The organism is Actinomadura sediminis (genome assembly GCF_042675525.1).
Classification (GTDB): domain Bacteria; phylum Actinomycetota; class Actinomycetes; order Streptosporangiales; family Streptosporangiaceae; genus Spirillospora; species Spirillospora sediminis.
Map to the genome: position 1 here is coordinate 23178 of NZ_JBHTJA010000041.1, position 12853 is coordinate 36030.

At 73.3% G+C, this 12853-nt stretch carries 12 protein-coding genes; 5 read left to right on the forward strand and 7 right to left on the reverse strand.

Annotation, left to right across the window (positions count from 1 at the left end):
* Positions 1-23: 23 nt before the first annotated feature.
* Positions 24-407, reverse strand: a complete 384-nt coding sequence (locus ACFQ11_RS20310) for a globin (RefSeq protein ID WP_378300855.1) — start codon at positions 405-407, stop codon at positions 24-26.
* Between the two features lie 288 nt (positions 408-695).
* Complete coding sequence (locus ACFQ11_RS20315; RefSeq protein ID WP_378300857.1) at positions 696-1097, reverse strand: hypothetical protein; 402 nt, start codon at positions 1095-1097, stop codon at positions 696-698.
* 407 nt (positions 1098-1504) lie between these two features.
* Between ACFQ11_RS20315 and ACFQ11_RS20320 the strand changes: the two genes are divergently transcribed.
* Both ACFQ11_RS20320 and ACFQ11_RS20325 read left to right on the forward strand, forming a co-directional pair.
* The gene (locus tag ACFQ11_RS20320; RefSeq protein WP_378300859.1) at positions 1505-3166 is read left to right on the forward strand and encodes an XRE family transcriptional regulator; all 1662 of its coding nucleotides are present in this window, start codon (positions 1505-1507) and stop codon (positions 3164-3166) included.
* Positions 3167-3173: 7 nt separating this feature from the next.
* A complete protein-coding gene (locus tag ACFQ11_RS20325) occupies positions 3174-3779 on the forward strand; it encodes a GNAT family N-acetyltransferase (protein ID WP_378300861.1) in 606 nt (201 codons plus the stop codon).
* Positions 3780-3801: 22 nt separating this feature from the next.
* On the opposite strand, the gene ACFQ11_RS20330 is transcribed toward ACFQ11_RS20325, so the two are convergent.
* Complete coding sequence (locus ACFQ11_RS20330; RefSeq protein WP_378300863.1) at positions 3802-4335, reverse strand: DUF488 domain-containing protein; 534 nt, start codon at positions 4333-4335, stop codon at positions 3802-3804.
* A 106-nt stretch (positions 4336-4441) separates the two neighbouring features.
* The gene (locus ACFQ11_RS20335; RefSeq protein ID WP_378300865.1) at positions 4442-6529 is read right to left on the reverse strand and encodes a prolyl oligopeptidase family serine peptidase; all 2088 of its coding nucleotides are present in this window, start codon (positions 6527-6529) and stop codon (positions 4442-4444) included.
* Between the two features lie 267 nt (positions 6530-6796).
* Here ACFQ11_RS20335 and ACFQ11_RS20340 point away from each other — a divergent pair, with 267 nt between their 5' ends.
* The gene (locus ACFQ11_RS20340) at positions 6797-7306 is read left to right on the forward strand and encodes an HNH endonuclease (protein WP_378300867.1); all 510 of its coding nucleotides are present in this window, start codon (positions 6797-6799) and stop codon (positions 7304-7306) included.
* Positions 7307-7365: 59 nt separating this feature from the next.
* Positions 7366-7584: an FmdB family zinc ribbon protein gene (locus ACFQ11_RS20345; protein ID WP_378300869.1), complete on the forward strand. Its 219-nt coding sequence runs from the start codon at positions 7366-7368 to the stop codon at positions 7582-7584.
* Positions 7585-7612: 28 nt separating this feature from the next.
* Here the strand turns inward: ACFQ11_RS20345 and ACFQ11_RS20350 are convergent, their stop codons facing one another.
* From ACFQ11_RS20350 to ACFQ11_RS20360, 3 genes are all read right to left on the reverse strand, one after another.
* The gene (locus ACFQ11_RS20350) at positions 7613-7972 is read right to left on the reverse strand and encodes a DUF1330 domain-containing protein (protein WP_378300871.1); all 360 of its coding nucleotides are present in this window, start codon (positions 7970-7972) and stop codon (positions 7613-7615) included.
* 103 nt (positions 7973-8075) lie between these two features.
* Complete coding sequence (gene ilvD, locus ACFQ11_RS20355) at positions 8076-9935, reverse strand: dihydroxy-acid dehydratase (RefSeq protein ID WP_378300873.1); 1860 nt, start codon at positions 9933-9935, stop codon at positions 8076-8078.
* A 355-nt stretch (positions 9936-10290) separates the two neighbouring features.
* A complete protein-coding gene (locus ACFQ11_RS20360) occupies positions 10291-11091 on the reverse strand; it encodes a nuclease-related domain-containing protein (protein ID WP_378300875.1) in 801 nt (266 codons plus the stop codon).
* A 328-nt stretch (positions 11092-11419) separates the two neighbouring features.
* On the opposite strand from ACFQ11_RS20360, the gene ACFQ11_RS20365 reads away from it, so the two are divergent.
* Complete coding sequence (locus tag ACFQ11_RS20365; RefSeq protein ID WP_378300876.1) at positions 11420-12844, forward strand: amidase; 1425 nt, start codon at positions 11420-11422, stop codon at positions 12842-12844.
* The last annotated feature ends 9 nt before the right edge of the window (positions 12845-12853 follow it).

Genomic DNA, 12853 nt, shown 5'->3' on the forward strand with positions numbered 1-12853 from the left:
CGCGCCGGGCGGGTTCCGGCCCGTCAGGTGGGGGCGTTCACCAGGGAGTTGGCGGCCATCGTGAAGTAGTTCCAGAGCATCTGCTCCAGCTCGGGGGGCAGCTCCAGTTCGTCCACGGCGACGCGCATGTGCCGCAGCCACGCGTCCCGCTCCGCCTCGCCGATGACGAACGGGACGTGCCGCATCCGCAGCCGCGGATGCCCGCGCTGCCGGCTGTAGGTGTTCGGGCCGCCCCAGTACTGGATGAGGAACAGCCGCAGGCGCTCCTCCGCGGGGCCGAGATCCTCCTCCGGGTAGAGGGCGCGCAGGTCCGGGTCCTCGGCCACACCCTGGTAAAAGCGGTGGACCAGCCGGCGGAAGGTCTCCTCGCCGCCGACCGCCTCGTAGAAGGTCACCTTTTCCGTCATAGCGCGTCCCACCCTATGCGAGAGATCGCCTCTCGCGGCGCCTCCGGGCCGTCCCGCCGGGCGGAGGGTCACCCTCCCCGGCCGGTGTGGGCGGCGCGACGCGGCGCCGTGGACGGGCGGCGGGCCCGGTCCGGATCGTAGGGGACGGTCACGATCGGATCGGGCGCCGCGCCCGGTGTTCCACGGCGAAGCATCGCGCCCCGGCCGGGGAGGGCCGTCGGGCGAACGCGCCCCGCGTTCCGCGGCCACCGCGCCGTTCCGGCCGCGGCCCGCGGGGCGCGCCCGGTCTCAGCAGCGGCTCGGCGGCCGCTCGCCCGCGGGCACCGGCGCGCGGCGGTCGCACGCCGCCGGCTCCCGGTGCTCGCGGACGTCCAGATGGTCGCGGACCGGCTCCGCCGCGGGCCCGCGGGCGGGCGCCAGCGGCTGCAGGACGTGCGCGAGCTTGCGCGCGGCGGCGTCCGGATCGCCCACGCGGACCATCCGCTCGCCCCACGACCACCAGTAGTAGTGGTCGCGGCCGTCGGGGACCGGGGCGCATGTGACGTCCTCGGCGAGGCTCGCGGCCTCCGGGTTCACCACCCGCAGGAACGCGGGCCCGGAGCGTGTCCGGACCACGCGGGCGACGAGTCCGCGCGTGCCGAGCTCGCGCTCCAGCTCCTGCAGGTAGCCGACGCGTTCGTCGCTGCCCACTTTCGCACCCCTTCCCTCCATCGCGCCGTCGCGGAGGGTCCCGCGCCGCGCCCCGTCCGCGGCGTCGGTGATCGACTCAGCGGATCCGGTCCGTTACTCCCGGCGAGAATTGCAATTCTCACACTGCCGGGTCAAGGGCGCGCGCGCACGTCGAAGTACAGAGGTTTCACCCGGTGGGAGAAGGTTCCCCTCCGCCGGAGGAAGAATCTCTACCCTGGGTGGCGAGGATCACCCCGCGGCCCTTCCTCTTGATGGGAAACGCTTGGCCGGCCTTGCCCCCAGGGTTACGCTGCGTGCGCGAGAGATTATCTCTCGTGGCCAATTGGTAACCGGTCGCTGTGGCAGGGACGATCGCCTCTCCCCGGGGTGACGAACATGTCGGCAGAACGGTGAGGAGGCCGGAGGCGATGTCGGAACCCCCCCGGAAAGAGACGGACGTCGCGCGCCGGATCCGCGCGCACGGCCTCGCCCGCGGGCGCGGCGCCGCGCAGATCGCGCGCGAGATCCACGAGCAGTGCGCCCCGCTGTTCGGCACGAGCCGGATCAAGTCGCACCGGCTCGCCCACGGCGTCGCGCTGTCCGACATCGTCGCCCAGGTCAAAGCGCTGTACGAGATCGACGGCAAGCCGCTGCCCCGGCTGGGGGAGACGCTGCTGTCGGCCTACGAGAGCGGCTACAAACGACCCGGCCCCGAGTACCTCCATTACCTCTGCGCCGTCTACCGGGTGGAACCCCACGAGCTGGACTACCAGGGTCCCTGCATCTGCGGCCGCGGCCACGGCGCCCGTGCGGGCTCGTCCGCCGCGGCGCCCCCGCCGCGCGTGCCCGAACGGCCGGCGGCGGTCCGGGAACCCGACCCGCGTCCGCTCGTCGGGGCGATCGTGCCCCGGACCGGGGACGGTCTCCGGTCCGACGTCACCGACCTCCGCGGCCCCGACCGCGCCGATGGCCCCCTGAACATCGATGTGGGAGAGGAGGACATCGTGCTCCGCAGAACCCTTCTGCAGTTGCTGGCCGGAGCGGGCGTCACGCTCGACGGCCAGATCCTCGGAACGGTCGACAGCCTGCGCCGCAAGATGGACGACACCCTCGTCGGCGCGACCGTATCGCCGACCATGCTCGACCAGTGGGAGGAGACGACCTACGGCTACGGCCGCCAGTACCAGGCGACGCCGTCGCTGCGGATGCTGTGCGACGTGCTGCTGGACTTCAGCGAGGTGCGGCGCATGTGCGACCAGCGGCAGCCCGTGGAGCTCCAGGAACGGCTGTGCCGGATCGCGGCGCAGCTGTCCGGGCTGTCCGGGCTCATCATGATCAACCTGGGCGACCACCGGCTGGCCCGCTCGTTCTTCCGGACGGCCCGGACCGCGGCCGACGAGACCGGCGACCGGCAGCTCCGCGCCTGGGTGACCGTCCGGGAGTCGCTCGTCCCGATGTACTACGGCGACCCCCGCGAGGCCCTCCACCTCGCGCGCAAGGCGCAGGACCTCGCCGGCCGCACCCCCGGCGTGGCCGCCGCGATGGCGCCCGCCGTGGAGGCGCGCGCGCTGGGCATGCTGGCGATGCGCGGCCGGGGCGACGCGGCGCCGAGCGCCCGCCGCGCCCTGGTGCGCGGACGTTCGGTGTTCGACCAGTTGTCCAAGACCGACACCGGCGACCTGGTGTTCGGTTTCACCGACCGGCAGATGGCGTTCTACGAGGGCGACACCTTCACCAGCCTCGGCGACCACAAGAGCGGCGACGAGGTGCTGAGCCACGCCCTCACCCTGTACGAGCCCACCGACCGCGTCGACCGGACGCTCGTCCGCCTCGACCGCGCCACCTGCAAGCTGCACGCCGGTGAACCGGAGGCGGCCCTCGCCGCGGGCCAGGAGGCCATCCTCGACCTGCCCGCCGACCACCGGTCCGACATCCTCGTGCACCGGGCGCGGCAGATCGGCGCCGCCGTCTCCGCCAAGCACGGCCCCGACACCCCCGGGTTGAAGGACTTCTACGAGGCCCTGGCGGGCCCGTGGGTGACGAGCCCCGCACGGGACACCCCGTCCGTCCCCCCGGCCGAACAGGTCTGACACCGGCATGACGACCTCCGAAGACGCCCCCTGGCAGGGCGCTCGCCCCCTCGTCCGCGTCGCGGACGAGCCGCCCGAATGGCGGTTCGGCGAACTGCGCCTGCGCCGCTACCACCCCGCCGACCACGGCGTCGTCCTCGCGCTGCACCGCGAGGGGCTCGCCCAGGTCGGGCTGCGCCCCGGCGACGGCGTGTACTACGACCACGACTTCTTCCGGATGGAGGACATCTACCTCCGCAACGACGGCGAGTTCCTCGTCGGCGAGGTCGACGGCGGCATCGTCGCCATGGGCGGCCTGCGCCGCGCCGACCTCGTCCCCGGCGGGCACGCGCGCGCCTTCGGCGGCTTCTCGCTCGGCGGCGGCAAGCTCGACGCCGTGGAGATGGTGCGGCTGCGGGTGCTGCCCGCGCTGCAGCGCCGCGGCTACGGCGCCGCCATGGTCACCGCGCTCGAACAGCGTGCCGCCGAACTCGGCTACCGGATCCTGCGCGCCGACACGACCGAGCTTCAGCGGCCCGCCCTCGCCCTTTACCGCCGGTTCGGCTGGACGGAGACGCGCCGCGAGACGATCGGCGGCATCGTCAACATCTACATCGAGAAATCGCTGCGCTGACCGGACCGCCCCGCCGGGCGGGTCACTCGGCGCTCTCGCCGTCGTAGACGAGCAGGCCGTCGTCCCGCAGCCGCGCGCCCGGCGTCGGCGGATGCTCGGTGAGGCGCCCGTCGTGCGCGAGATGCAGCACGGGACGGCCGCGCGCCAGCACCGCGAAGTCGGCGATGAGCCGCCGATGGCACCGCCACCACACCGATTCGCTGCACATGACGGCCGTCCGGTCCCGTTCCGCCTCGCGCAGCAGGACGTCCATGGCGGCGAGGAAGCCGGGGTCGCGGGTGTGCCCGGCGTAGCCGCGGAAGGAGTCGTTGCGCCAGAACGTGTCGGGGGAGTCGGGCGCGGCCCGGCGGAAACCGCCGAGCCGCCTCTCCCAGCGGTAGCCGACGCCCGCGGCCGGAAGCCACTCCCGCAGCGCGTCGCGGTGCACGTCCGGGTTGCGCCGGCTGCCCGGCGCCGTCCGCACGTCCACGACCGCCCGCACCGCGGCGCCGTCCAGCAGCCGGGTCAGCTCGCCGCGCCCGGCCGTCCCGTGCCCGAACGTGAGAAGGGGTCGCATACGGGGGTGCTTCCCCGGGAGCGCGCCGCGATGTCGGCGGGGACGTCCCGGCGCAGGCGGAGAACGAGGACGCGGACGTTCGCCGCGTGCGCACCCCCTGCCAGGATCACTCGTCCAGTTCGAGTCCCGTCTGGGCCGCGATGAACGAGAGGGTGTCGGTCATCAGGTCCACCGACCGGGACACCGACCGGGCCGAGTGCCCGACCTCCGACTCGTTCCGCAGCAGGACCGGGGCGTCGGACGCGGTCGCGTGCTGCAGGGCCGCGCACAGCTTGCGGGCGTGCAGCGGGTCGACGCGGGTGTCGCTGCCGAACGTCGTGAACAGCGTCGCCGGGTAGGCGGTGCCCGGGTGGACGTGGTGGTACGGGGAGTAGCCGATCAGCCAGCCGAACTCCTCCGGATCGTCGGCCGTCCCGTACTCGTCGTTCCACGTCTGGCCGAGGCCGAACCGCTCGTACCGCACCATGTCGAGGAGCGGCGCCGAGCACACGACGGCACGGTAGAGGTCCGGACGCTGCGTCAGCGCGGCCCCGACGAGGAGCCCGCCGTTCGATCCGCCGGAGATCGCCAGCCGCGACGGGGTGGTCAGCCCGTCGGCGATGAGCTTCTCGGCGGCGGCGTGGAAGTCGTCGAAGACGTTCTGCTTCCGCTCCCGCATGCCCGCGCGGTGCCACTCCTCGCCCTCCTCCGAGCCGCCGCGCAGGTTCGCGATCGCGTAGACGCCGCCCGCCTCCACCCACGCCAGGATGCTTGCCGAGTACGACGGCGTGAGAGAGATGTTGAACCCGCCGTACCCGTACAGGATCGCGGGCCGCGGCCCCGGCGCGTCCGGACGCGACCCGGTACCCGAGATGACGAGCATCCGCACGTCCGTGCCGTCCCGCGACGTGTAGACGACCTGGCGGGTCTCGACCTCGGGGACCTCGACGCTCCCCGGCGCGGTCGCCCACGTGGTCGTCTCGCCGGTGCGGGCGTCGTAGCGCAGGACGGACGAGGGGGTGACGCTGTCGGTGTAGCCGAACCACGCCTCGTGCCCGCCCTCGGGCCGCTCGACGATCCCGCCGATCGAGCCGAGACCCGGCGTGGGCACCTCGCCGAGCCGCTCGCCGGTCTCCAGGTCGTGCACGGTGATCTCGCTGATCGCGTGCCGCGTCCAGCCGGCGAGGAGCCGGGGACGGTCCATCCCGTCGAGGATCGCGAAGTCGCTCAGGACGGCCTCGGGGTCCTCGGGGATCAGGTCCCGCCACGTGCCGGGCGACGGGTCCGCCGGATCGGCGACGCACAGCCGCCCGCGCGGCGCGTCCCGGTCCGTGAAGACGTACGCGCGCCCGTCCCGCCCGACGTGCAGGCTCGTCTCGGCGTCGACGCCCTCCTGGACGGCGCGCAGCTCGGGCCGGTCGGGAGCCGACGCGGAAAGATCGGCGATCCACAGGTCGTTGCGGGGCGCGGTGCCCTGCGAGGACGAGATCGTGAGCCAGCGGCCGTCGCGGCTCACGCCGACGCCGTAGTAGTTCGTCTTGTCGCGCCCCTCACCGAAGATCAGGACGTCGTCGGCGTCAGGATCGGTGCCGACGCGGTGCAGGTAGACCCGCCGGTGGTACTGCTCCTCACCCTCGGGGACGTCCCGGGCGTGCAGGCGCCGCGAGTAGTAGTACGCCTCGCCGCCGGGCAGCCACGCGACGGCCGAGTAGCGGGCGCGGTCGATCGGCCCCTCGACCGTCTCGCCCGTCGCGACGTCCATCACGTACAGCAGCGACTCCTCGTCCCCGCCCTGGGAGATCTTGTAGGCGAGGCGGCGGCCCTCCTTGTCGGGCTGCCAGCCGTCGAGGGTGGTGGTGCCCTCCGGGTCGAGCTCCATCGGGTCGACGAGGACCCGCTCGGCGCCGCCCGCGTCCACCGTGTAGAGGACGGGGTGCTCCTGGTCGGCGGTGCGCCGGGTGAAGAACCGGCGGTCGCCGCGCCAGATCGGGGCGCCGACGCTGCCGGCGCCGAGCAGTTCGCGAAGCCGCCGCCGCAGCCCGTCCCGCCCGGGGAGGTCGTCGACGGCCTTGTGGAACAGCTCGTCCTGCGCGGCGAGCCACTCGCGGGTGTCGGCGGAGTCGGCGTCCTCCAGCCAGCGGTAGGGGTCCGCGACCCGGTGTCCGTGGATTTCCTCGACGATGTCCTGGCGCTGCGCGGGCGGATACGGCGTCATGGAATGCACTGTATTGGCCGCCGGGACCGGCCCGCTCCACACCGCTCCGGACTGACGAAGTGGGCTTTTGCGTTCCATCAGACCGACAGATGGGAATTATTGGGGTAGCGAACGGGCCCCTCACAGGCCACACTGATGTTGTCGGTTCGCCCTCGAGGAGGTCCTCATGGCGGGGTCACAGGTGCCGGAGAAGATATTCCGGCCTCGGTGGGACGTGCGTGCGGCCGCGCCCACCGAGGCGACACCGAACGCGACGGGGGCCGTCTGATGCGACAGGTCCTCCTCCTGAACGCGACGTACGAACCGCTCACGACGCTCCCGCTCCGCCGGGCGGTCTGCCTCGTGCTCCGGGAGAAGGCCGAGATCGTCCATCACGACGTCGGCGGCGCGGTGCTGCACTCGGCCACGATGGCCGTCGAGGTGCCGTCCGTCATCCGGCTCCGCCGCTACGTGCGGATCCCGTTCCGCACCCGCGTCCCGCTGACCCGCGCCGCCCTCATGCGCCGGGACAACTTCCGCTGCGTCTACTGCGGGCGCCGCGCCGAGACCATCGACCACGTCCATCCCCGCAGCCGCGGCGGCGCCCACTCGTGGGAGAACTGCGTCGCGTCCTGCACGACGTGCAACCACCGCAAGGCCGACCGCCTCCTGGACGAACTGGGCTGGGAGCTCCCCGTCACCCCGGGCGTCCCGCGCGGCGCGCACTGGCGGCTGATCGGCATCGTCCACGACGGCGACCCCCAGTGGGCCCCGTACGTGACCGAACCCGCCGCCTGACCGCGGCGGGAGCGGAGCGCGGCGTGGCCGGAACGGGCGGCCGACCTTATATTTGAGGCGTGCCACGTTATGACTACCGCTGCCGGGCCTGCGGGTCGACCTTCGAGGTCTCCCGGCCGATGATCAACGCGTCCGATCCCGCGCCGTGCCCGGACGGGCACGACGACACGGTCAAGCTGCTGTCGACGGTCGCCGTGACCGGTTCGTCCCGCGGCGGCGCTCCGCAGCCCCCGCCGTCCGCCGGTGGCGGCTGCTGCGGCGGAGGCTGCTGCTCCTGACGGCCGCGGCGGCGTCCGGACCGGCGGGTCAGCCGGCCTGCGCCGCCGCCTGGGCGGCGCGCATGGCGCGGCCCGTCGCGGCGGCGTCGTAGTCCGGCGGGACGCCCTGCAGCAGCACCGCCGTGCCCGGGATGTTGTCGGTGCGCATCCGGACGATCGCCTGGTAGGCGTCCGACGCGAACCACGCGCGGGCGTTCTCCATGTCGGGGAACTCGATGAGGACGTACCCGCCCTCGAACGGGCCCTCCATCACCTCGGGGTCCGTGCCGTGCACGAGGAAGCGGCCGCCGAACGGGTCCATCGTGTCCTGGATGCGCTCGATGTAGGTGAAGACGTCGTCGTGCAGGGGCGGCTGCGGTCGCAGGTGGGCGAGCGCGTAGGCGGTCATGGTGATCTCCCCTGAGAGGTGGTGCCGGGGCGCTTTCCGGCGCCCCGGCCTTTCGGGATCCACTCTCTCCCGCCACGGGTAAGTGGGTCGATTACCTCTCAGGTCATGCGCGGTGCTCGAGCTGGGAGACGTCCCGGGCGGCGCCGGTGGAGGCCGAGGTGGCCATGGCGGCGTAGGCGCGCAGCGCGGCGCTGACGGGACGCTGCCGGTCGCGGGGCCGGTAGCCGCCGAGGTCGGCCAGCAGCTTCTCCCGCCGGATCTCCAGCTCGTCCGCCGGGACGTCCAGCTCCAGGACCCGGTTCGGGATGTCGATGACGATGCGGTCGCCGTCCTCGACGAGGGCGATGATCCCGCCGCCCGCGGCCTCCGGGGACGCGTGCCCGATGGACAGCCCGGACGTCCCGCCGGAGAACCGGCCGTCGGTGATCAGCGCGCACGCCTTGCCAAGCCCGCGGCCCTTGAGGAAGCTCGTCGGGTACAGCATCTCCTGCATGCCGGGGCCGCCCCGCGGGCCCTCGTAGCGGATGACGACGACGTCGCCGGGCTTCACCCGGCCGGCGAGGATGCCCTCGACGGCCTCGTCCTGGCTCTCGAACACGACGGCCGGGCCGGCGAACGTCCAGAGCTCCTCCTCGACGCCCGCGGTCTTGACGATGGCGCCGTCGGGGGCGATGTTGCCGCGCAGGACGGCGAGGCCGCCGTCGGCGGTGTAGGCGTGCTCGGCGTCGCGGATGCAGCCCCCGGCGCGGTCGAGGTCGAGGTCCTTCCAGCGGTTGCTCTGGCTGAACGCGGACGTGCTGCGGACGCCGCCGGGGGCCGCGTGGAACAGTTCGACGGCCTCGGGCAGGACGTCGGGGGAGCGGACGTCCCACTTGGCGACGAACTCGGCGACGGACGGGCTGTGGATCGTGTGCGCGTCGGAGTTCAGCAGCCCGGCGCGGTGCAGCTCGCCGAGGAGCGCGGGGATGCCGCCCGCGCGGTGGCAGTCCTCGACGTGGTAGGTGGCCAGCGCGGGCGCCAGCTTGCACAGGCACGGCACGCGGCGGGACACGGCGTCGATGTCGTCGAGGCCGAAGTCGACGCCGGCCTCGGTGGCGGCGGCGAGCAGGTGCAGGATCGTGTTGGTGGAGCCGCCCATGGCGACGTCGAGCACCATGGCGTTCTCGAACGCCTCCCACGTCGCGATGTTCAGCGGGAGGACGGACTCGTCGTCGTCCTCGTAGTACCGCTTGGCGATCTCGACGACGGTGCGGCCCGCGTTCTCGTAGAGGGCGCGGCGGGCGGTGTGGGTGGCGAGGACGGTGCCGTTGCCGGGCAGCGCGAGGCCGATCGCCTCGGTGAGGCAGTTCATCGAGTTGGCGGTGAACATGCCCGAGCAGGACCCGCAGGTCGGGCAGGCGCTCTCCTCCATCTCGGCGAGCTTGGCGTCGGCGACGGACTCGTCCGCCGAGGCGATCATCGGGTCGATGAGGTCGAGCTTGTTGCCGCCCATGACGCCCTCGACCGGCTTGCCGGCCTCCATCGGGCCGCCGGAGACGAACACCGTCGGGATGTTGAGCCGCATGGCGGCCAGCAGCATCCCCGGCGTGATCTTGTCGCAGTTGGAGACGCAGACGAGGGCGTCGGCGCAGTGCGCGTTGACCATGTACTCGACCGCGTCGGCGATGAGCTCGCGGGACGGCAGCGAGTACAGCATGCCGCCGTGGCCCATCGCGATGCCGTCGTCCACGGCGATGGTGTTGAACTCGCGGGGCACGCCGCCGGCCTCCTTGACGGCGCCGGCGACGACCTTGCCGACCTCGTCGAGGTGGACGTGGCCGGGCACGAACTGCGTGTAGCTGTTGGCGACCGCGACGATGGGCTTGCCGAAGTCCTCGCGCTCGACGCCGCTGGCCCGCATGAGCGCGCGGGCGCCCGCCATGTTCCTGCCGTGGGTGACCGTGCGTGACCTGAGCGGGGGCATCGTGACCTCTCTGACCTGTGACGTGCGCGAGCCCGGGTGCGCGCGCCGCGCCGGGGTCGGCGGGCGGGCGATCTTCGCCCGGGTGTCGCGGTGTGTGCCGGGACGCTCGCAGCGGCGGATCGCGGCGCTGCCGCCGGCTCAGCGGAGGTCGCGCGCGGGCCGGCCTTTCCAGGTCCCCGATGGTATCAACGCGCGGCGGGCGCGCGAATTCCCGGGACGGCGCGGCCGGCCCGGTGATCTGTGCGAAGAGTCGTCCGTGCGGGCGGAGAGCCCTGCGGAGCGGACGCGCGGCGGCGCGTCCCGCGGAGGGGGGCGGCACCCCGGGCGGTCGAGGTGCCGCGTGTCGCGTCGGGGTTCAGACGGGGTACTTGGGCGGCAGGGCCTTCTCGGCCGCCTGGAAGATCCGCTGGACGTCGACGTCGGTGAGGATCTTCGGCCGGCGGCGCAGGTAGGCGCGCGCCCGGTTGCCCGCGTAGACGTCCACGTCCCGCACCCGCATGACCTTCCACGGGATGGACGGCCCGTAGATCGCCACCGAGGGCTGGACGGGGACTTCGAAACCGACCCGGCCGGCGAGGATCTTGCTGGCCTGCTCGGCCTCCCAGCGGGCCTCGTCGAGCCGGTCCTTCTTGTTGACGGGGCCGTGGAACAGCTTCAGGTGGGACAGCGTGCGGACCGGGAGGCGCTTGTCCCACTTCTCGGAGTCGATCGCGTAGACGCCGCTCGGTCCGATGACCAGGTGGTCGATCCGGCCGTCGCTGACGCCCTCGGTGTCGTGCGGCACCGCGCGGGCGTGCAGCACGAGGTAACCGCGGCGTTCGAGCGCCTTCAACTGCTTCTCGGTGCGGCGCTCGGCGGCCGAGGACTTCTGCCACGCGGGGACGCTCGAGCTCTTGCGGGCCACCCGGACGACGTCGGCGATGACCACGAGGACGGCGAGGGTGAGCCCGGCGCGCAGGTCGATGAGGACCCAGCCGGCGGCGAGGGCGACGACGGCGGCGGCGCCGCGGACGATCCAGGGACGGGCGCGGGGGTCGCTCAGCAGCCCCTCGAGGCCCGCGGCGCGCTCGTCCGCGCGGTCGCGCGCCGGCTCGTCCGGACGGTCGTCGGCGCGGTCGTCGGCGCGGTCGTCCGGGCCGTCCGGCCGGTCGTTCACGGGAGGTTCACGCTGGTCACGCCTCTCTTCGGGTCCGGGCCCGGGACGCACCCGGGCTTCCTGTCCGTTGCCCCGCTCCGTGATCGCCATGAGTGACGCTCCGTATTCCTTTCCGATCGGGGGCATGATCCTCCGTGCGCAGAGTAATCAGTCGTGCGGGCGTCGAACTAGTCGTCCGGGGTTAATAGTTTTGTCTCCGCCCGTGAGTGATTCTCTTACGCGGTAGGTGGGTAGGGTGGTAATTCACCTCCCTTCCGTCCGGGGGGTGCCCGTCTTCGCGCAGGGCGGTCCGTTGATGCCCGCGCAGGGGACGTCTACGGTTCCTTCCGTGACACAACCCCATGACCTCGGCGTCAGGGAGACGGCCGCGGCCCTCCGGGCCCGCGAGCTGTCCCCGGTCGAACTCGCCGACCACTACCTCGACCGCATCGAACGCCTGAATCCGCGGGTCGGGGCGTACGTGACCGTGACCGCGGAGCTCGCGCGCGAGCAGGCGCGCGCGGCCGAGAAGGCGCTGCTGGACACCGCCGATCCGGCGGAGCTGCCGCCGCTCCTCGGCGTCCCGATCCCGATCAAGGACCTGAACCTGGTGGCCGGTGTCCGGACGACGTTCGGCTCGGCGGTGTTCGCCGACCTGAAGGGCTTCGCGGACGACTCGGTCGTGCGGCTGCTGCGGGACGCCGGGTCGGTGATGCCCGGGAAGACGACGACGCCCGAGTTCGGGCTGCCGTGCTACACCGAGAGCCCGGTGGCGCCGCCGGCCCGCACGCCGTGGGACCTGTCGCGGTCGGCGGGCGGGTCGAGCGGCGGCGCGGCGGCGGCCGTCGCGGCCGGGCTGGCCCCCGGGGCGCAGGGCAGCGACGGCGGCGGGTCGATCCGCATCCCGTCCAGCGCGTGCGGCCTGTTCGGGATCAAGCCGACGCGCGGCCGGATCTCGCAGGGGCCGATCAGCGCGGACCTGTTCGGGCTCGCGACGAACGGCCCGATCGCCCGCGGCGTCCGCGACGCGGCGCTGCTGCTGGACGTCATGGCCGCGCCCATGTACGGGGACCTGTACCGGGCGCCGGCGCCCGGCGGGACGTTCCTGTCGTTCGCGGACCGGCCGCCGGGACGGCTGCGGATCGCGCGCAGCATCGAGACCGCGGTGCCGGACGCGACCGTCCACCCCGACTGCGTCGCCGCCTACGAGGCGGCGACGGAGCTGCTGGTGGAGCTGGGGCACGAGGTCGTGGACCTGCCGCGGGTCGACGCGTCGGAGCTGCTGCCGCACTTCGAGACGCTGTGGGCGGCGATGGCGACGACGACGCCCGTCCCGCCGGAGAGCGAGCACCTGCTGCAGCCGCTGACCCGCTGGCTGCGGGCACGCGGCGAGGCCGTCACGGCGCCGCGGCTCCTCGACGCGCAGGCGACGCTGCAGGGCGCGTTCCGCCTCGCGCTGGAGATGATGGACGAGTACGACGCGATCCTGCACCCGACCTTGGCGCAGCCCCCGGCGCCCGTGGGGTACTTCCACGAGCAGGAGCCCGAGGAGAACTTCGCGCGGCAGACGCGTTTCACACCCTTCTGCGCGATGTACAACATCTCGGGGCAGCCCGCGGTGAACGTCCCGCTGCACTGGACCGACGAGGGCCTGCCCATCGGCGTGATGCTCGCGGGCCGGATCGGCGGGGAGGGCACGCTCATCTCCCTGTCGGCGCAGCTCGAGGAGGCGCGCCCCTGGGCGGACCGGAAGCCGCCCATCTGGACCGAGTAAGACCGGCCG

Bases quoted from the DNA above. Each gene is read 5' to 3' on its own strand.
- ACFQ11_RS20335 (WP_378300865.1), bottom strand. From the start codon at position 6,529: ATGACGCCGTATCCGCCCGCGCAGCGCCAGGACATCGTCGAGGAAATC.
- ACFQ11_RS20330 (WP_378300863.1), bottom strand. From the start codon at position 4,335: ATGCGACCCCTTCTCACGTTCGGGCACGGGACGGCCGGGCGCGGCGAG.
- ACFQ11_RS20325 (WP_378300861.1), top strand. From the start codon at position 3,174: ATGACGACCTCCGAAGACGCCCCCTGGCAGGGCGCTCGCCCCCTCGTC.
- ACFQ11_RS20350 (WP_378300871.1), bottom strand. From the start codon at position 7,972: ATGACCGCCTACGCGCTCGCCCACCTGCGACCGCAGCCGCCCCTGCAC.
- ilvD (WP_378300873.1), bottom strand. From the start codon at position 9,935: ATGCCCCCGCTCAGGTCACGCACGGTCACCCACGGCAGGAACATGGCG.
- ACFQ11_RS20340 (WP_378300867.1), top strand. From the start codon at position 6,797: ATGCGACAGGTCCTCCTCCTGAACGCGACGTACGAACCGCTCACGACG.
- ACFQ11_RS20310 (WP_378300855.1), bottom strand. From the start codon at position 407: ATGACGGAAAAGGTGACCTTCTACGAGGCGGTCGGCGGCGAGGAGACC.
- ACFQ11_RS20320 (WP_378300859.1), top strand. From the start codon at position 1,505: ATGTCGGAACCCCCCCGGAAAGAGACGGACGTCGCGCGCCGGATCCGC.